This is a genomic window from Synergistota bacterium, from assembly GCA_021159885.1.
In the GTDB taxonomy this organism is placed as follows: Bacteria; Synergistota; GBS-1; order GBS-1; family GBS-1; genus AUK310.
The window spans coordinates 1-19,677 of the sequence record JAGHDO010000054.1 but is presented as its reverse complement, the minus strand read 5'-3'; the positions used below and the strand labels follow the sequence as shown (position 1 = coordinate 19,677).

General features: G+C 43.6%; 21 protein-coding genes. All 21 read right to left on the bottom strand.

What is annotated here, in order from left to right; genetic code table 11:
• Positions 1-2: 2 nt before the first annotated feature.
• A complete protein-coding gene (locus tag J7M13_04995) occupies positions 3-1,187 on the bottom strand; it encodes a phosphoglycerate kinase (protein ID MCD6363340.1) in 1,185 nt (394 codons plus the stop codon).
• 17 nt (positions 1,188-1,204) lie between these two features.
• Positions 1,205-2,215: a type I glyceraldehyde-3-phosphate dehydrogenase gene (gap, locus tag J7M13_04990; protein ID MCD6363339.1), complete on the bottom strand. Its 1,011-nt coding sequence runs from the start codon at positions 2,213-2,215 to the stop codon at positions 1,205-1,207.
• A gap of 183 nt (positions 2,216-2,398) precedes the next feature.
• Positions 2,399-4,267: a glycogen debranching enzyme family protein gene (locus J7M13_04985; protein ID MCD6363338.1), complete on the bottom strand. Its 1,869-nt coding sequence runs from the start codon at positions 4,265-4,267 to the stop codon at positions 2,399-2,401.
• Entirely contained in the window at positions 4,242-5,108 is an 867-nt protein-coding gene (gene whiA, locus J7M13_04980) for a DNA-binding protein WhiA (GenBank protein ID MCD6363337.1), read from the bottom strand. Before whiA ends, J7M13_04985 begins: the two co-directional genes overlap by 26 nt.
• Positions 5,109-5,113: 5 nt before the next feature.
• Complete coding sequence (yvcK, locus tag J7M13_04975; protein MCD6363336.1) at positions 5,114-6,301, bottom strand: uridine diphosphate-N-acetylglucosamine-binding protein YvcK; 1,188 nt, start codon at positions 6,299-6,301, stop codon at positions 5,114-5,116.
• A complete protein-coding gene (rapZ, locus tag J7M13_04970; GenBank protein ID MCD6363335.1) occupies positions 6,298-7,161 on the bottom strand; it encodes an RNase adapter RapZ in 864 nt (287 codons plus the stop codon). Before rapZ ends, yvcK begins: the two co-directional genes overlap by 4 nt.
• A gap of 1 nt (position 7,162) precedes the next feature.
• Positions 7,163-7,987, bottom strand: coding sequence for an HAD family hydrolase (locus J7M13_04965; protein MCD6363334.1), 825 nt, complete (start codon positions 7,985-7,987; stop codon positions 7,163-7,165).
• Entirely contained in the window at positions 7,963-8,430 is a 468-nt protein-coding gene (locus J7M13_04960; protein MCD6363333.1) for a transcriptional repressor, read from the bottom strand. The genes J7M13_04965 and J7M13_04960 overlap by 25 nt, the downstream gene beginning before the upstream one ends.
• The gene (locus tag J7M13_04955; GenBank protein MCD6363332.1) at positions 8,412-9,326 is read right to left on the bottom strand and encodes a molybdenum cofactor biosynthesis protein; all 915 of its coding nucleotides are present in this window, start codon (positions 9,324-9,326) and stop codon (positions 8,412-8,414) included. The genes J7M13_04960 and J7M13_04955 overlap by 19 nt, the downstream gene beginning before the upstream one ends.
• A complete protein-coding gene (gene moaC / locus J7M13_04950; GenBank protein ID MCD6363331.1) occupies positions 9,292-9,729 on the bottom strand; it encodes a cyclic pyranopterin monophosphate synthase MoaC in 438 nt (145 codons plus the stop codon). Before moaC ends, J7M13_04955 begins: the two co-directional genes overlap by 35 nt.
• Positions 9,730-9,745: 16 nt before the next feature.
• Entirely contained in the window at positions 9,746-10,708 is a 963-nt protein-coding gene (gene moaA, locus J7M13_04945; protein MCD6363330.1) for a GTP 3',8-cyclase MoaA, read from the bottom strand.
• Between the two features lie 2 nt (positions 10,709-10,710).
• On the bottom strand, positions 10,711-12,579 hold the full coding sequence (locus J7M13_04940) for a molybdopterin biosynthesis protein (GenBank protein ID MCD6363329.1): 1,869 nt from the start codon (positions 12,577-12,579) through the stop codon (positions 10,711-10,713).
• Positions 12,567-13,766 carry a molybdopterin molybdotransferase MoeA gene (locus J7M13_04935; GenBank protein MCD6363328.1) on the bottom strand — a complete coding sequence of 400 codons (1,200 nt, stop codon included), beginning with the start codon at positions 13,764-13,766 and terminating at the stop codon, positions 12,567-12,569. Before J7M13_04935 ends, J7M13_04940 begins: the two co-directional genes overlap by 13 nt.
• Entirely contained in the window at positions 13,744-14,511 is a 768-nt protein-coding gene (locus J7M13_04930) for an NAD-dependent deacylase (protein ID MCD6363327.1), read from the bottom strand. Before J7M13_04930 ends, J7M13_04935 begins: the two co-directional genes overlap by 23 nt.
• On the bottom strand, positions 14,498-15,295 hold the full coding sequence (locus tag J7M13_04925) for an S-methyl-5'-thioadenosine phosphorylase (protein MCD6363326.1): 798 nt from the start codon (positions 15,293-15,295) through the stop codon (positions 14,498-14,500). The genes J7M13_04930 and J7M13_04925 overlap by 14 nt, the downstream gene beginning before the upstream one ends.
• A 14-nt stretch (positions 15,296-15,309) precedes the next feature.
• Positions 15,310-15,723 (bottom strand): archease, encoded by a 414-nt coding sequence (locus tag J7M13_04920; protein MCD6363325.1) that lies wholly within the window; start codon positions 15,721-15,723, stop codon positions 15,310-15,312.
• Complete coding sequence (surE, locus tag J7M13_04915) at positions 15,707-16,471, bottom strand: 5'/3'-nucleotidase SurE (GenBank protein MCD6363324.1); 765 nt, start codon at positions 16,469-16,471, stop codon at positions 15,707-15,709. The genes J7M13_04920 and surE overlap by 17 nt, the downstream gene beginning before the upstream one ends.
• 33 nt (positions 16,472-16,504) lie before the next feature.
• A complete protein-coding gene (locus J7M13_04910) occupies positions 16,505-16,780 on the bottom strand; it encodes an acylphosphatase (protein MCD6363323.1) in 276 nt (91 codons plus the stop codon).
• Between the two features lie 15 nt (positions 16,781-16,795).
• On the bottom strand, positions 16,796-17,386 hold the full coding sequence (locus J7M13_04905) for a site-2 protease family protein (protein ID MCD6363322.1): 591 nt from the start codon (positions 17,384-17,386) through the stop codon (positions 16,796-16,798).
• Between the two features lie 2 nt (positions 17,387-17,388).
• Positions 17,389-18,750 carry a CCA tRNA nucleotidyltransferase gene (locus J7M13_04900; GenBank protein MCD6363321.1) on the bottom strand — a complete coding sequence of 454 codons (1,362 nt, stop codon included), beginning with the start codon at positions 18,748-18,750 and terminating at the stop codon, positions 17,389-17,391.
• Positions 18,734-19,677, bottom strand: a 944-nt coding sequence (locus J7M13_04895; GenBank protein MCD6363320.1) for a thymidine phosphorylase, incomplete at its 5' end; no start/stop codon positions are given. The genes J7M13_04895 and J7M13_04900, both read right to left, overlap by 17 nt.

Below are 19,677 nucleotides of genomic sequence, written 5' to 3'. Positions count from 1 at the left end.
CCTCACTTATCCTCAAGAACTTCTATTCCCGGCAAGTTCTTTCCTTCCATAAACTTGAGAGATGCGCCACCTCCCGTGGAAACGTGAGTAAACTTATCCGCAACCCCGGCTTTTCTTAAAGCAGAAGCTGTATCTCCTCCACCTGCAACGGAGATAATATCCTCAAGGGAAGCTATAAAACGCGCCAGCTCATTTGTTCCTTCCGCAAACGGCTCTTTCTCAAACATTCCCACGGGACCGTTCCAGAATATCGTCTTAGCAGTTGCAAGCTTCTTCTTGAAGAGATCCACCGTCTCAGGACCGATGTCAAACGCCGCATATCCTTCAGGGACTTTCTTAGAAGAACATACCTCCACGTGAGCTGATTCCGGCGTTTCAGCCACCCTGAGATCCACTGGTAGCACAAACTCAACGCCTTTTTCCTTAGCTTTATCCAAGAGCTCTTTAGCGAGATCAAGCTTGTCTTCCTCGCATAGCGATCCACCTATCTCCGCGCCAGTGGCCTTTAAGAAAGTATTCGCCATTCCTCCTCCAACGAGAAAGGCATCGACTTTATCTATAAGATTATTTATCATCGCTATTTTATCGCTTATCTTCGCCCCTCCCAAGATGATCATATAAGGTTTCTTCGGATTATCCCTCACGCTCGAGAGAAATCTTATTTCTTTATCCATAAGAAGACCAGCAACCGCTGGCAGATATTGGGCAACGCCATGCGTAGAAGCATGAGCTCTGTGAGCGGTACCGAAGGCATCATTAACAAAAACTTCTGCGAGAGAAGCAAGCTTTCTGGCAAACTCCGGATCGTTTTTCTCCTCCTCGGGATGAAAGCGCACGTTTTCGAGAAGAACAACATCCCCTTCCTTCATTCCCTTAACAAATGCTTCAACCTCATCCCCTATGCAATCATTGAGCTTTTTTACCTCCCGTCCAAGAAGCTCACTTAAACGCTTAGCAACTGGATCCATTCTAAGAGAGTCTACAACTTTTCCTTTAGGCCTTCCAAGGTGAGAAACCAGCATGCTTTTAGCGCCAACATCCATTAAATATCTTATGGTAGGTAAAGCTTCCCTTATCCTATAGTCATCAGCGACTTCCCTGTTCTCCGTTAAAGGAACGTTAAAATCAACGCGAACGAGAATCCTCTTCCCTCTAAGATCTATATCCTTTACCGTTTTCTTAGCTATCAACCTCGCTCCCCTCCTTAGAGCCTTTCAGCTATATACTTCGCGAGGTCAACCACTCTGCAAGAGTATCCCCACTCATTATCATACCATGAAAGTACCTTAACCATGTTATCTATAACCATAGTTTGAGTCGCATCAAATATGGAAGAGTGAGAATCTCCGTTAAAATCTCTTGAAACGAGAGGAAGATCATTATAAGCAAGGATACCCTTAAGTTCGCCCTCAGCAGCTTTCTTGAAAACCTCGTTAACCTCCTCAACGGTCGTGTTTCTCTTAAGCTCAGCAACGAAATCTATAATCGAAACGTTAGCTACAGGTACCCTCAAAGCTATTCCATTTAACTTTCCCTTGAGCTCCGGAATTACCTTACCTATAGCCTTAGCTGCCCCCGTCGTCGTGGGAATTATGGACATGGCAGCAGCACGAGCCCTATGGAGATCCTTATGAGGCAAGTCAAGTATCCTCTGGTCATTGGTATAAGCGTGAGCCGTGCTCATTAAACCTTTTACTATACCAAAGTTCTCATGAAGCACCTTAACAACAGGAGCTAAGCAATTAGTGGTACAAGATGCATTAGAAATTATCCTGTGTTTCTCAGGATCATACTCCTTCTCATTAACGCCAAGAACTATGGTTATATCTTCTCCTTTTGCAGGAGCAGTTATAATTACCTTTTTAACCGTACCCCGAAGGTGTTTAGAAGCCTGCTCAGCCTCTCTAAACCTCCCCGTGGACTCTATAACTATATCCACCCCATATTCTTCCCAAGGTATATCAGCAGGATCCGGCTTCGCAAAAACTCTTATCTTTTTGCCATTTACATATATGTTTTCCTCATCATGGCTCACGTCTCCCTCCCAGATTCCATGAACGGAATCGTATTTAAAGAGATGAGCCAAAGTTCTTGAATCCGTGAGATCATTCACTGCTACAAATTCAAGTCCTTCCCCCCTGCTATCTTTAAGAGCAGACCTTAAAACAAGCCTCCCTATTCTACCAAAGCCGTTGATTCCTATTTTAATCGTCATCTCAATTCAACACCTCCCTCAACGGGTTTAGGCTCTTTGCTTAAATTAAGAGCCACACCTCAGCCACTACCGAGATGTGGCTCTCCCCATACTCCGCCACTGGGGCAATATACAAATTACTAATTTAAAGATAGCAAAAGTCTCGGACGAAGTCAAGGAAAGACACCATACCATGCTGGAATTTTATACAGCTTCAGACCACTCCCTTTCATAAGGCGGGGTATATCCCTCTACATCCTCGACAAAACTTCTTATAATTTCCCCCTGACTTGGAGCGTATATTATATCTCCATGAGGGTTGTAAGGCATACTGCCATCAAAAACTTCAGCAACACCTCCAATACATCCTTCTTCAAGATGCGCTAAAAGGGGCATCCACATCGTTCGTAGACAATAAGCTTTTTCCGGATAAAATCTCCTCAGTGCAGAGAAGAAATGTCCTAATAGCCAAGGCCATGCCATTCCCCTCCAACGAGCTTTAAGCCTCTGAAGCTCGTCTCCTTCCTCCCTTCCCTTATACTTTTTCTCGAGTGGAGCAAGAGTTCTCAAGCCATAAGTCGTATAAAGATGTCTCCATATGACATTAAGGGCTCTTCTTCCCTCCTTGCGAGGCACAGGAGTAAAGGGAAGAGAAAACGCAAGTATCTGATTAGGTCTGAGCTCAGAGCTCTCTTCTGCATCTTTAAGATACCCCTCATCCTCAAGCCAAAATGTCTTCATAAAGCTTTCCCTGATAAGCGAAGCCATCTTTCCATAGGAATGCTTTATGTTATAAGCCTCGCCAAGCCGTGAAAGGAAAGAAACCGCATTATACCAAAGAGCGTTTAGCTCAACGAGCTTTCCTTTCCTCTCCACGATGTATTCACCATTGAGTTCGATCCCCATCCAGTTGTTAGCAGGATTTTCCTCAACGATTAAACCATCTTCATCGATCCTTCCACTCTCCATCATATAGCTAAAGAAGCTCTCCATTTTCTCAAAAGCTCCTCTCACAAAGTTCAAATCATTTGTATACGCCAAGAATCTACCCAAAGAGTAAATACACCAAAGTGTCGGCTCTTCACCCTTATAAATTCCATTTTCATCCTCTATTTCATAGGGGATTCCCCCCTCATTGAAGAAATCTAACCATCTTAAAAGACAGAGCCTCGCATCATCTATCCTTCCCGTGGAAAGAAGTAGCCCTGGTAAAGAGATAAACGTTTCCCTTGCTCTTTCCTTTAGAGAAAAATATCCTGAGAGAATGGTTTTATAATCTCCCTTCTCAAGCAAAAGTGTGTTTCCAATTGACATAAGGAGCGATAGCGTCTCATCTCCCTTCGGCAGTGAGTCGGAAAGCATTACAAAGAATCTCTTTTTCATCCCCCAAAGCCTTTGGAAGTCTTCATCAAGGGACGCAGCTCTTGTTGAAACCTCTATCGTAGCTTCTTTTCCCTCTTCAAGTGAGAAGGAAAAAAAACCAGGTGTCCAAAACGCTCCCTTAATCCCTTCCTCCATATATTCAACGTTTTCATACCAGCGAGGACGTGGCTTATACTCACCGCAATTCGCTCTAATTAAAATCCTCTCTCCCCTGACATCTACCATGGTTCCCGCTTCAACGGGATGCTGAGAAGGAGAGATCTCAGAAGTTCCCGGAAAGAGAGGAAATATCTCAAAACGAACCGGTTCTATCGAAGATATTAGCTCATAATTTATAAAAAGTCTGTCCTCATGGAACAGAAATCTCTTTCTTATAAGAGCTTCATTAACCGAAAAAACATAAGTGGGCAGAGGATCAAAATCGACGCTGATTATATACCTATACCCGTCGGGGTAAACTACCCCAGAATACCTATTAGTAGAGAGGAAACACTCCTTCTTGCCCACTTTTACACGCTCCTCAAGTTTAATTAGAAGGGATTTTCCATTTAAGGAAAATATGCCATGAGACTTTCTTGTAGGAACCCCAAGTAGGGTAAGAGAGGCATAGCCTCCTTTACCATCGGTTAAAACCCACTCCCTCGAGATTCCCTTCTCAAAGCTGTTAATCTTCGCTTTTCCGAAAAACAAGATCTTCCCCCTCCCTCCAATCCTTAATATATCTTTTTATCCTGTTTAACGCTCTGTAAACGCTCATTTTGGAAGCCGGTGGATTCAGCATAGAGCCTATCTCACTCAAACTTAGAGAAGGATATCTTATCCTAAGCTCTGCTACCTCACGCAATCTATCCGGAAGCTTATCGATTCTATCCCCAAGCTTGCTCAAAAGCATACGATCTCTGAAAGAAGCCATTGCTATCCTTCCAGCATTCGCCATATCACAATTTGCCTCCCTGTTTGCTCTTTCTCTCAGTTTCCTAACCACTCCTATCTTCTCAAGCCTCCTTAATGATCTCTCAGCCCCCATTGCTTTAAGAACGCTTCTTATGCTCGATATGTCCCTAAAGCGAAGATAACATCTGCCATTTTTTTGCCTGATACTGACGCCTATACCTCTATCGCTCAGTGCTTCTTTAATACCAAGAGCGAGCTCCAGAGAAGCCACGCCTATCTCAAGATGATAACCCTTCCAGGGCTTCACCATACTTCCACATCCCCAAAATAATCCTCGCAAAAAATCCCCCCAAATCAGCTCATCACCAAGGTACACCAACGGATCCTTAGCAAAACCTGGAAATCTCTCGAGAGAAACTTCATACTCTCCTCCGTCAAGCGACCTAAGAAGATACCTCTCTCCCAGAAAATCGAGATATCTGCAGAGCTTTCTCGCAGCCGATGAGCTATCCACCCTTATCTTAAAAGAGGGCAACCTTTTCGCAGATAGAAAGCCAGCAAGCTCTGCTTTCACCGATTTCTCAGTTGTAGCTAATCTTTCAAGAAGCTCCTCCCTAAGGGAAAGATAAAGAGACACCCCTCTCACCTCTTTTTCAAAAGGCTCATAAGAACCTCTGCAAGCTTGTGAGAATGATGTCTGACTACTCCTCCTCTCTCGAAAACAAAATCTCCCCTCAATATAAACGGTTTTTCCCTTGAGGGAATAACATCAATCTTAACGGGCTCGGCTCCATCCTCCTTGTATCTCTCAAGCGTCTCTTGCGAAATATCACCGGTATTAACCACCATATAGTTTATTATCCCCTCTCCGAGATACTTTTCCACTTCCTTAAGATGATCCAAGGTTGAGAAACCCTCGGTTTCCCCCGGTTGAGTCATTATATTACATATATAAACCTTAATGGCACTGCTATTCCTGAGAGCATTGACTACCTCCTTAAATAGAAGATTTGGTATAACACTTGTATAAAGACTACCTGGCCCTATAACTATAAGATCGGCCCGCTCTATAGCTTCCAGAACCTCGGGTAAAGGCGAAACTCCAGAAGGAATTATCTCAAGTTTTCTTATCCTTTTCCTAACTTTCGATAGCTCCACTTCACCATCTACCTGACTGCCATCTTCGAATACCGCTCTGAGCCTTATATCGCTTAATGTAATTGGGAGTACTTTAGCCTCCACACCTATCATCCTTCGAAGCCTGTTAATCGCCCTTAAGAAATCACCCTCAATCTCCGATAAAGCCAAAAGGAGCAAATTGCCCAGCGAGTGTCCCTTAAGCTCTCCCCTGCTGAATCTATATCTTAAAATCGAAGCCCAGATGTTTCCTTCCTCTGCAAGGGCAAGAACACAGTTTCTTATATCGCCTATGGCAACTCCTCCCCAATCTCTCCTTATTCTACCGGTGGATCCTCCCTCATCGCTTACCGCAACCACAGCCGTGATATTAGCGGTATATTTCTTAAGACCTTTAAGAAGGGTTGATAATCCAGTTCCTCCTCCCATGGCAACAACCTTGGGCCCACGGCTTCTCTCCATATCTTCATAAAGGTCGGTTAGGGTTGCACCTTTCTTGCGTAAAATGCGATCCATGGAGGAAACAAGCTTGTAAATCCCAAACGCTATAAAGAAAAAGCCCAGTGATAAAAGAATGAGAGAATGAAACCTCTCTCTCCATACCCCAAAGGATAAGCCAGATACGAAGCTACCCAAGATTATTACTCCTATCCATCTTTTCAAACCATAACCTGGTAAAAACCAACTTCTCATCCTCTATCTATATCCCTGTGAATTACTCTCAGATTCGAATACCCTTCCTCTAAAAGATATTTAGCTACTTCCTCAGCTATGACCACAGATCTGTGTTTTCCGCCGGTACAGCCAAAGGCTAAATTCATATAGCTTTTTCCCTCGTTTATATATTTAGGAAGAAGGAAGCTTAACATATCATATAGCTTTTTCAAAAAGACTTGGGTTATCTCCTTCTCCATAACAAATCTCTTTACCCTGTCATCAAGTCCATTTAGCGATCGCAAATCCTCACAATAATAAGGATTTGGAAGAAACCTTAGATCAAACACAAGATCAGATTCAAGAGGTAAGCCGTATTTAAAACCGAAGGAGAAAATAGATATTAAAAGCATTGAAAAAGAGGGTTTTCCTTTAGATATAATCCCTCTTATCGTATTTCTAAGAGCAAGAGGAGACATGTTAGAGGTATCTATAACGAAGTCCGCTATCTCCCTCAATGAAACGAGAAGGATCCTTTCCTCTTCTATGGCTTCTCTGAGCCCAACCGTGCCCCTTTGAAGAGGATGGGGCCTCCTCGTCTCTTCAAATCTCCTTATGATGGCCTCATCGCTCGCCTCAAGAAATATTACCCTGAACCTTATACCTCTTTCTCTCAGAAAGGAAAGACCAAAATTCAGATCCTCGAGAAACTCTCTCCCTCTTATATCTATAACCAAAGCAACTCTTTCCAATCCTTGAGAAAGGAGCGAAAGCTCCACAAGCTTGGGAATCAAGACCGGAGGCAAATTATCAATGCAGAAATAGCCACTATCCTCCAAGCTTCTTAAAGCCAAGGATTTTCCAGCACCGGATAAACCTGTTATTATAACAAACTGCATATCACTTTATGAATAACCTCAAGGCTTCTACCACCCCATCTCCAAAAGACCTAAGGGATATATAATCAGCATGTCTTCTCAAGGCTGAAACGGCATTGGCAACAGCTACTGAAAATCCAACTCTTTTAAAAACCTCGATATCATTTTCGCTATCTCCGAAAGCCATAACATCTTCTAACCTATAGCCAAGATAAGGCAAAAGTCTTTCAAGAGCTACACCCTTGTTTGCCTTAGGATCAACGACTTCTACATATGTGGGAAAAGATCTGGTTATATAAACCCTCCCGTTTAAATAACTCCTTAAGAAGGGAAGATATCTATCAACAAGCTTAGGAGTTTCTGAAAGTATTAGAAGCTTTATTATATCTCGCTCCTTAAATATTTCATCTAAGCTCCTAACGATATTAACTCCCACTTTTATATACTCCATATAAAAGCGCAACACTTCAGACATCTTAAGAGCCAGTATTCCTCGCGGAGTAAAAAAATGAAGAGAAAAGCCAGGTATCAGCTTTACAGCATTTATAACCTCAACTATAGCATCCTTGCGCATTGGAATGGTAAAAAGAATCTTACCATCAAGGTCCTCAACGAGAGCGCCATTACATGCAACTATCGGCAGGTCGCTTCCCAGACTCTCTGCAAACCTGCGTGCAGCCACAGTTAATCGCCCTGTGGCTAGCATAAACCTAACGTTGAGACCTGATATCCTTTTAAACTCAGATATAACGTGAGACTCAAGCTCTCCATCTTTTGAAAGAAGAGTTCCATCAAGATCAACCGCTAAAAGAGCCGGTTTTATTATTTTTCCTCCCCCTTCTTGCATCTTTCACAGTATCCCAGCAGATATAGTTGAAGATTAACTACCGAAAAGGACTTCTCATCAGCTATAGACTTAGCAAGACTATTTAAGGAAGGACTTTCACCATCCATAACCCTTCCACACTTCATGCATACTAAATGATACTGTGGCTTATCAGATGAGAGCTCATATCTATAGTATCCTTCCCCCCAGTTAAGAGCATTCACAAGCCCAAGAGATGTAAAAAGCTCAAGAGCCCTATAGACTGTCGCAAAACCTATATTTGAATCCCTTTTTCTTACCCGTTCGTATAGCTCCCTTGCGGTTAAGTGCTCTCCCCTACCCGCTTCAAGTATAGTCTCAAGTATGCGCATTCTCTGAGGGGTTAGCCTATATCCAAAAGCCTTCAACCTCTCCCTTAACCTTCTTCTCCACTCCTCCCTTTTTTTTACGCTTTCTTTCCGCATTCTTTCTCCCACCCCTTTAGAACTCCTATACCGTGTAATAGCGCCGGCATAATTATGTCCAAGCTCTCGCTTACCCCTTTAGGGCTACCTGGTAAGTTGACCACAAGCGTATTCCCGACTATTCCTGCAACTCCTCTCGAGAGTATAGCAAATGGCGTTTTCCTAAATCCCTCAACCCTCATTATCTCAGATAAACCTGGAACAAACCTTTCTATAACTCTCAAAGTAGCCTCAGGAGTCACATCTCTTTCACTCCAACCGGTTCCTCCACTTGTAAATACTATATCACAATCTTTTTCAATGAATTCCTTAATCTTAGATACTATAAGTTCGATATCATCTGGAACGATAGCATAGCACCCCACTTCTCCCCCTATCTCCATAATCTTTTCCTCTATTACCTTTCCACTTAGATCCTCTCTCTCTCCAGCAGAAGCCTTATCGCTTGCCACTATAACTCCTATCTTAAGAGACCTAAGCTTGCGTATCTCATCTCCCACCCTAACCATTCCTCCCCTTAATACATCTCCAAACCAGCCATAACGACTGACCATATAGGGACGGCCTGAAGAATGCTTTTTGTCCTTCCCCACAAACTTAATTTTTATTACTGCATTTCCTACCTTAAAGATATCACCGACTTTAGCGGACGAAATTCCATCAATTGTGATGTTCTCGACAAATCCCCTAAGCTCCGATGGAGGTATAGGACTTTCTCTCAAATACTCAATCGAAAAAAGACTGACCTGTCTTTCCGTACCAGCGTGATAATCTCCCTTAACACCAAATCCCTTGATAAGCTCTATCTCAGCAACTGGATATTTTACCCCACGGTATGGCGAAACGTTAACAGATAAAACTCTACCCTTCTCTGTGATACTCACCACTCTTGCCACCCCTCTTACTCAAGAGATGCACATCTTTTATGGTTATTCCCTTATCCACTCCCTTACACATGTCATATATGGTTAAGGCAGAAATTACAACTGCTGTTAGCGCTTCCATCTCCACACCCGTTCTCTCACGAGCCTTTGCTGACGCTTTAATTTCTATCGCAAACTCATCTGGAAGGAGCTCAAACTCCACGGAAACGTGATCAAGAATTATAGGATGACATAAGGGAATAAGATCGGGAACCTTCTTAGCGCCAAGTATCCCAGCTACCCGCGCTACTTCTCGAGGATCGCCCTTGGGAAGCCTTCCTTCAACTAAAGACTTATAAACTTTCTCTCCGAGAATGACCTTACCATAAGCAAGCGCTTCCCGCTCGGTCAACCCCTTCTCGGAAACATCTATCATTTCCGTCAAGTAGATATCACCCCCCAATTCTGGACATAATTTCCCTATCTTCACCTTTAAGAACAAACCAACCTCTTGGTTTAGACAGTATAGCTCTCCTGATAAGAGAAGCTATATCCTCCTCAGACGCTCCTTCTCTGAGGGCTTTCTTGATATCGAACTCAGGACCACCAAAAAGGCAGGTCTTAAGCCTACCATCAGCAGTTAGTCTCAATCTATTGCACTTATCGCAAAAATGATGACTAACTGCGCCGATAAAACCCACTAATCCCCCCCATGGCAAGCGAAAGTAAGAAGCGGGACCTCCTCCCATTTTCAGATTCGCGGGAGTTATAGAATACTTTCTCTCTATTGACTTCTTGATTTCATCGATCGATATAAAGCTTCCCTCACACCAGAGCCCTCCACCGAGCGGCATAAACTCTATAAACCTCACTATAACGTTGAGATTTCTCGTAAGTTCCACGAAATCAACGAATTCATCATCATTGAAGCCTTTGATAGCAACAACATTAATCTTAACGGTCAAATCCTTGTCGAGAGCACGAAGTATTCCACTCCAGACGCTCTTAAAATCCCCCAAGCGAGTTATATATTTATACCGCTCTGGGATAAGAGTATCTAAGCTAACGTTTATAGAATCGAGCTCAAGAGAAACAAGATCCTCCACAAATCTGGATAACAAAATGCCATTAGTAGTCAAGGAAACTGTCAAGCGTGGGAAATGCTCCCTCACCTTTCGCAGAAATGGTATAAACCCCTTTCTCAGGAGGGGCTCACCACCAGTAAACCTCACTCTCCCAAGTCCAACGGAGATAGCGCTACCTAAGATACGAACTATCTCCTCATACCTCAGGATTTCCTCGTGAGGAATAAGTTCAATTCCCCCAGGAGGCATACAATACCTACACCGTAAATTGCATCTATCCGTCACAGAAACCCGTAGATAATTTATCGTTCTCCCAAATCCATCGGTCACCTCTATCTCCCCCACTTATATCCTCCCAAGGAAAGAGCCCTTTCCCTGAAGGAGGGATCATCCAAAACCTCGAATAGAGCCTTCATCTGAGGTAGATCAAGGTGCTCTTCAAGCGTTATGAGATCATATTTTTCCTCGAATAGAGGGATAAAATCAAGGTCCATTACCCGCGCCGCTGAATATATCCCTATGCCTACATCCGCATTCCCAGAAGCCACCCGCATCGCAACCCCAAGGTGAGTAAGCTCCTCGTCCTCATATCCTCTTATGCCCGAAGGTGAAATTCCCTCACACTTTAAAAGATAATCCAGTAAAACCCTTGTCCCAGACCCTCTCTGCCTATTCACAAACCGAATGTCATCCCTTACTAAATCCGCTATTCCCTTTATCCCCTTGGGGTTACCTTTGGGCAAGATCAGTCCTTGTTCTCTATAAACGAAACTTATGACCTCAACTTTTTCCCCAGAAAGATGTCTCCTTATAAATGGAATGTTATACTCCTGTGTTCCCTCATCAAAAAGATGCGTCCCTGAAATATGAGCCTCCCTATTTCTAAGAGCGAATAATCCACCCATGCTCCCAACATGAACGGAGACAAATCTGAACCTTGGAAAGCGTCTTTTAATCTCGTCTGCCAAAATATCAAGCAGTAGATCATGACTACCCACGAAAAGCAAGGTATTCTCAAGTTCCAATTTGCTTCTTAGAAGAAAGACCTCGACACTGGCTCCCCTCTCAAGCTCAATAACTCCTCGAGGAACGGATATATAACCATCAGCTTTGCCAAGCGAAGAAACATTTCCAGCGCCTCTTGGAAGACTTACCGCTACCCATCGACCCGAAACCTTACCGACCCTCACCCTGACTATCTCTTCAGATCCCTGCGAAGAGGCTAAACCCCTTGAAAGAACCGCTTTAAGGCACGCTGGTTCCTCCGGAACACATCGTAAGAAAGCAAATAAAAGGGGACGGACAAAAAACTCGAGTCCTACCCATGCAGACACCGGATAACCTGGTAATCCAATGACCGGTTTTCCTTCTATCTCACCAAGTATGAGGGGCTTACCAGGTTTAGAGGCTATTCCTTCTACTATAATCCTGCCAAGCTGAGATATAACCCCTCTTGTGTAGTCTCTTTCTCCCTTCGATGAACCAGCTCCGATTATAAGTATATCACTTTCTCGAATCCCCTCTCTAACAGCCTTAAAAAGGGTTTCATAATCATCAGGCAATATATCCTTGATCTCAGGATTTCCTCCCCAAGACCGTATCAAGCTTTCCACGAGGAAAGAATTGCTATCATAGGCAAGCTTATCTTTTAACTCTTCTCCCACTTTGGCAAGCTCATCTCCAACAGGAATAAACAGAACTCTTGGCTTTTTCCAAACCCAAATTTCGCTTATTCCTGAAGCAGCAAGTAGTTGAACCTCCTGAAAACCTATTTTTCTGCAGGATTCTAAAAGTAGCTCCCCTTTCGAGAAGCTTTCACCAGGATATCTCACATTTTCACCAGGCTTCAAGCTCCTGAGAAGCTTGAGCCTCTCACCCTCAAAGAAGGCTTCCTCCTTAGGCAAAACTGCATCGAATCCCTCAGGCACAGGAAACCCCGTGTTTACAATAGCATAACTTTCAACACAAATGGGGTTAACCTCTGTGGCGCCAATGGTCTGCGATGAAATTACTGCGAAACCATCCATGGCAGAGATCCTAACGGGGGGAGATGAAATAGTAGCGAAAACGGGACGTGAGGAAACCCTTCCCATGCTTTCCCGTATAGAGATCCTCTCTTCCCCAATAGGAGACGGTTTTATCTCAGAAAGCCAGATTTCAAGAGCTTTTTCCTTCGGCAGTATTTTTCTTAAATACTCCAGACTTCCACCACCTCTCCTTCAATATACCCCTCTACTTCCTCCGGTACCCTTATCAAAAACCCACCTTTAGCTACCCTCCCAATGGCTCCCGATTTACCCCACACAGGTTCTATACCTCCATGAGAGAACCGAGCGCATACAAACTCTTCAACACCGATCTGAGACGGCAAATTACCTAAAATTGGCGCAAAAATGGGAAAGAAGTCGCTTTTATATCCCAGGAATTCCTCAAGAGCGGGAAGCATAAAAACCTTTGCTACTACCGCACTTGAAACGGGATGTCCTGGTAAACCGAAAACGGGTTTTCCCATTATCCAACCCGCTAACGTGGGTTTTCCAGGGGATATGTTTAAACCATCAACCACGAGCTCCCCGTTGAACTTTCTAAACAGCTCCTTAGTGTAATCTCTAACCCCTATTGAGCTCCCACCTGATAAAACCGCGACATCATTTTCCTCAAGAATCTTCTTAAGAATACATTCTAACTCGCTTATATCATCGGGAACTATACCGTAAAGACGAGGAGTCGCACCCCACTCCTTAAGAAGCGCAAAGAGAACATAAGAATTAACATCGTATATTTTCCCCTCCGGCAAGGTTTCACCGGGATTCACAAGCTCATCCCCAGTCGATACTATACCCACTTTTAAATCAAAAACACTTATCTCCTTAAAGCCATATGCTGATAGAACTCCCAGTTTTCCCGGGGATAACCTTTCACCCTTTCGAAGAATAAGCTCTCCTCTCCTCCAATCTTCTCCCCGAGCAAGCACGTTTTCTCCAAAAGAAACGGGTTTATAGACCTCTATCATTCCTTGAGACTCCTCAACGAACTCTTCCATAACCACCGCATCAGCACCCTCTGGTAAGTAAGAACCAGTAAAAACCCTAACCGCTTCACCAAGAGAAACCGAGACCCCCTTAGGAAGCTCTCCAACCTTAACTTCTCCCACAAGGCGAAGATAAGCGGGAATCCCCTCAGAAACTCCTTTAACATCTATATGGTTGACCGCATACCCATCCCGCGTTGAGCGTGAAAAAACCGGTAGATCCCAAGGCGCGCTTACACTTGAAGCAGATCTCTTTCCAAGCGCATCTATAACGAGAACGCTTTTCACCTCTGGGGAAAACTTTACTCCCTTGATAAGCTTCGATATGGCTTCCTTACGGGAGATAACCTTGCGCACGAAGCTCCTCCTCCAACGAGGTCAATACATCTACTATATTTTCTCTAAAGACTATTTCAGCCTTACCATCAAGATATGTTGGATCTCTGTTTACTATAACTAAGGGACTACCGTTAAGATAAGCCTCATATGGAAAGCCCGCCGCAGGCATAACTTGGAGAGAAGAACCAAGGACTATCCATAGATGTCCTCCTCGCGTTAGGCTCGCTGCCTCAGAAATAGCATTATGTGGCAGAGGTTCGCCAAACAGTACCACATCTATTTTATATATTCCTCCGCAATCACAATATGGTATATCTTGCTTCTCCAAGATACGCAAAAGTTCGTCAGAAGTTATGGCTTTGCCACATCTCATGCAGTGCGCTTCTCTCATATTGCCGTGAAGCTCTATTACTTTTTTCGAACCTCCTCTTTGATGAAGCCCATCTATATTCTGTGTAATAACCGCTTGAATAAGACCAGCTTTCTCAAGTCTTCCCAACACCTTATGCCCCTCGTTGGGGTTAGCTTGAGTCAGCTTAGACAACCTTTCCCTATAGAACCTGTAGAAGCCCGCTGGATCTTCTTTCAGAGCTTCGATTGACGCCACCTTAAAAGGATCAACCTTGCTCCATAATCCATCCTTACTCCTGAAGTCGGGTATTCCCGAAGCTGTAGACATTCCTGCTCCCGTAAAAACTACAGCAGGTTTTCTCTCCACCAAAAGCTCCGCAAACGATCTTGTCCTTTCTTTAAACTCTCGCATTTTTCAAAGCTTCACCACAACTGCACTTTCTCTCAAGAGGTATTCTGTCTATCATCTTGAGAATAACCCGCTTTGCTTTCTCCATGTTATCTCTGAATATCCTTATAACTTCCTCAGCCGTCACTGGCGAAACCTCTCCCTCAAAGCCTATATCGTAATCGGTTATTATAGATATGTTAACGTAGCACATCTCAAGTTCCCTCGCCAACACAGCCTCTGGGTACTGCGTCATGTTTATAACTTCCCACCCCATCTGGGTATACCATTTACTCTCAGCACGTGTAGAAAACCTCGGCCCCTCTATGACTACGACCGTTCCCTTCTCGTGAAAAGGTACCCCCTCTTTCCTCAAGACATCAATAGCTACCTCTCTTAACTCAGGGCAATAGGGATCAGCAAAGCTAACATGAGTAACCGTGGGACCATCATAGAAAGTATCTATCCTCCTAAAGGTTCTGTTTACCAGTTGATCGCAAACGACGAAATCCCCAGGCTTTACTCTTCTTTGAAGGCTACCAGCAGCACACGGCGCTATTATTCGCTTAACCCCAAGCATCTTAAACGCATATAGATTTGCACGATATGGAATCATGTGGGGAGGAAGATGATGATCTTTCCCATGCCTTGGCAAGAAGGCAACCCTCTTACCACTGATTTCTCCTATAGCAATTTTATCGCTTGGAGGACCATAAGGGGTATCAATCTTGACCTCAACATGTTTTCCCTCTATAAGCTCATAGAATCCCGTGCCTCCGAATACACCGATATCAGCCTTAAACTCCAACCTTTGAACACCTCCTATACATCGAAGATAACTGTGGCTTCATACCAGCCATCTTTTTCTCTCTTAACGAATAAACCATGATATGTTGCCGCTTTTACATAGCAAGCAACGTTTTCGAGTGAAATCTGCGCACATTTTACCTTCGCTTTGAGCCTACCATGAGAGAATTCTATAAATTCAAAGTCTATGAAAGCAAGCTCCCTACTTTCGAACAAGTAGATAAGCTCATTAAGCCATGTAACGAGTAGCTCTTCTACATCCTCAGCCTCTATCTCAATGGTCACTTCCTCCGTAATCAAAGGCTCCTTTCCCCTAAAGGAGAACATAAGCCTTGACAGGCCCTTGGCTGCTTCCTTAAAGAGGTCTTCCAGCGTCTCAGCCCTTATTTTTATCCCAACATCTGCGGTATGCTCAACTATCTCTATCATAGTACCACTCCTCAAGCTTTTTAAGACATCCATGGTTTGTTAAATCAACGTGTAGAGGAGTTATAGAAATGTAGCCCTGAGAAACAGCCCATATATCGCTATTATCCTCGAGTCTCTCTACCACATCTCCTCCTATCCAGAAACACTCCTTCCCCCATGGATCCCTGTAGTTAACCACTCTACCTGAGTAAACCTTATAGCCCTGCTTTGTGAATTTCACACCACGGGGCTCCTTTGGAACGTTAACGTTCAAGAAGGTATGCTCAGGAAGTCCCCTTTTAATTATTCGAGGAAGAAACTTCTTTATAAAAAGAGCAGCGGTATTAAAGGCAGAAAGATCATCCGCAATTGTGGAAACCGCTACAGCGGTCAACCCTAAAAGCGCTCCTTCCATAGCAGCAGCAACCGTTCCAGAATAGATAATATCTATCCCCAAATTCAAGCCCCTATTTATGCCTGAAACAACTGCTTTTACCCCCTTCCCTCTCATGATTTCGCTAATCCCCAGAACCACGCAATCAACGGGGGTTCCATCACAGGCATAGAGCTTCACTCGATCATCCACACTTATTAAGCTATCAACCCTCTGAATTCTAAGGGGTCTTCGCAAAGTTATGGCATGTCCCACCGAGCTCCTTTCTCCATCAGGAGCAACAACGATAACATCATCAATATCCTTTAGCTCCCTTGCTAATGCTAATAACCCCTCGGAATATATACCATCATCGTTGGTGAGCAATATGGCCAAGCCTTTAAAAAAACCTCCTTCCCTCAAAAAAGCTTAATATCTCACTCCAAACTCAGAGAACTCGCCTGTATAATCTTTCCAAACGTAGTCAACCCTATCGACTATAGCAAAAGAGGGCCCCTTATGAAGCAAGGATAAAAGAAGCTTTAAAGCGTTTTTCTCCCCCTCAGCAATAACTTCCACGCTTCCATCGGGCATATTTCTGACCCATCCAGTTATCCCCAGCGATCTTGCCTCTCTCTTTACAAAATATCTGAAACCGACCCCCTGAACTAAACCGTAAATCCTCGCCTTTAAACGAGCTTTCAAACCCTCTTGCACCTCTCATATCAAAAAATAAAGTATACTGAAGACCAAGGGTAGCATAATTTTTCTAACCACACCAAACCAAATAAGAACCAACAATATTATCATACCGTATCTTTCTATTCTTCTATAATAGAGCTCTATCTTTGGGGGAAGGAAAAAGCCAATTATTCTGGAACCATCAAGCGGAGGGAGCGGAATGAGATTGAAAACCATAAGCGCAATGTTTATTATAAGAGCGTTAAAGAAAAAGCGTTCAGTAGCCCAGCCCAAATGAAGACCAAACCTGAAAGGAAGGGCGAAGAAAAAGGCAAGAATAAAATTCATGGTAGGACCAGCTATTGCGACGAGAGCCATATCCCTGCTTGGCTTTCTGAAGTTAGATGGATTTACTATAACGGGCTTAGCCCACCCAAATCTAAAAAACAGCAGCATTATGGTTCCCAGAATATCAAGATGAGCGAGTGGATTTAGTGTCAGACGCCCCGTATATCTTGGAGTGGGGTCCCCCAGCTTATCAGCCACCCAAGCATGAGCAAACTCATGAAAGCTTAGCGCTATTAAAACTGCTGGAAAGCTTAAAAGTAAATCTGAGAAAGATGTCAGCAAAACTAAACACTCCTCTCCTTCAACCTTCTTAATATTTCGTCCTTATCATTTATACCCTCTTCAAGTTGAAGCCTCAATATCTCCATTTTAATCCTACCATATTCTGGCCCTTTACCGGAAACCAGTGCCTCTATCTCATCCTCAGATAAAATGGGCCTTGCCTTATTATAACTCTCCCAGAGAGGAAATAGATCTTCCTCAAGGCAAAGGGACCAAAGTTTTACAACGCTTTTCCCAGCTTCTCTCAGAAATCTGTATCTTTCATTGAAGCTCATTTTTTTAAGTCTCCGCCAGAGAGGAGCCAGCAGAAGACTTTTTTTTAATCTTCTGGGAAGCTGAAAAAGCTTAGCCCACCTTTCAGGGCAACCATCCGGATTCGCACCAAATATAACAAGTGTGAAAAACTCCACACGATCGATGTCAGATTCAAAGCCCTGAAGGGCAACCTTCCTTAAAAGTAACTTCTCGAAATCACCAAATTTAACACCGAGACTCTTCCAGCAACCAAGATTCTCCATAAACAGAATCCCATCTATCGCCTTGTCCTCTTTAAAGAGCTCTTCAAGCTCCCTCCAGATCCTGACCCATCCAACCCACCTTAATGCACCTTTATCTACGGCTATTCTCATCGCCTTGAGCGTTAATTCATCAAAGACAAGAGAAAAACGAGCCTTCAATCTTATACCACGAATTATTCTCGTAGGATCTTCCAGGAAGGCAAAGGGTCTTATGATCCTTAACACCCTTTCCTTTAAATCATTGAATCCAAAGAATGGATCATATAAAAGCCCTTTTTCCGGATCAGTTAAAGTAAGCGCCATGGAGTTCATTGTAAAATCTCTTCTATATAGGTCTTCGCTTAAGCTAGCTGGAAAAACCCGCGGAAGAGCACCAGGAGCATCATAGCTTTCCTTCCTACAAACAGATATATCAAACTTAAAACCATTTTCGTCCTCAAGCTTGAGCGTTAGAAAAGGCGTTTTCTCTCTGAGATGGTAGCCATCTTTTAAGGCAAACTCCAGAAAGGAATCAACATCTCCTTCTATGAGGAGATCAGGCTCCCTGCATATCTTTCCAACAAGAAGAAGATCCCTTAAAGCTCCTCCAACGAGAAAAAGTCTGCTTCTTGCCCGTAAGGAAGCAAAAGAAAGCCTCGCGATTGAAGGAAAGAAGGAATGCTTCTCAAACAGCTTAAAAACATCACTCCCGTTCATAGGATATCCTCGCATTCTTATAGGATACAAAATAGCATACTTATCTATTTCATCCCTAAACCCATATCTATTGGATAAAGCTATGGATTCCTGAGAAAGCCAGACGATCTTCTCTTCCCCCACCAAAAAAGGCCTATACCAGCTCCTCATAAATCAAGCTCCGCCTTTTATAAGAATCGCTTATTCTATAAGCTTCTTTAAGAAACCTAAGCGCTTCAGCGAGAGATCCTTGGGATCTATAGAAAACCTCCACTACTGGTTCTCCTTTTTCCACCCTATCTCCTTCCTTCTTAAGGAGATTTATACCAACTCCTCTATCTATATCATCTCCCTTTTTCTTTCTTCCGCCCCCTAATATCATGATAGCCATGCCTATGCGCTCAGCATCAAGAGAGCTTATAACCCCATCTCTCTCCGCCTCAAGTACGAACCTATTGGGGGCACGTCCTAAAAGACTCGGCTTCTCAAGAACCCTGGGATCGCCTCCCTGAGCTTCTATCATTTCTTTAAACTTCTCAAGCGCAGATCCATCCGAAAATCTCCTTATAAGGTCCTCCCTTGCAATAGGTTTACCCGCAAGAGAACTTAGCCTTACCCCCAAGGAAAGCACCACCTCTACAAGATCAGCAGGCCCCTCTCCCTTCAGCGCATCTATAGCCTCCTCAACCTCAACTGCATTTCCTACTTTTCGCCCAAGAGGTTGATTCATATCCGTTATAAGGGCTCCCGCTTTTTTACCCATTCCCTTTGAAATGGAAACTAAAAGCCGAGCCAATTCCCGAGCATCTTCCAGATCCTTCATAAAGGCTCCCTTTCCCACTTTAACATCAAATATCCAAACATCTGTTCCAGAAGCTATTTTCTTGCCAAGTATGCTCGAAACTATCAGAGGAATAGACTCAACGGTTGCAGTGACATCCCTTAACGCGTAAAGCTTCTTATCGGCAGGGGCCAGGTTAGCGGTTTGCCCAGCTATCACAGCTCCCACCTTTTTTAAAATGGACTTAAATTCCTCTACGGATAAATTAGTTCTAAATCCCGGGATAGATTCAATCTTATCTATAGTCCCCCCTGAGT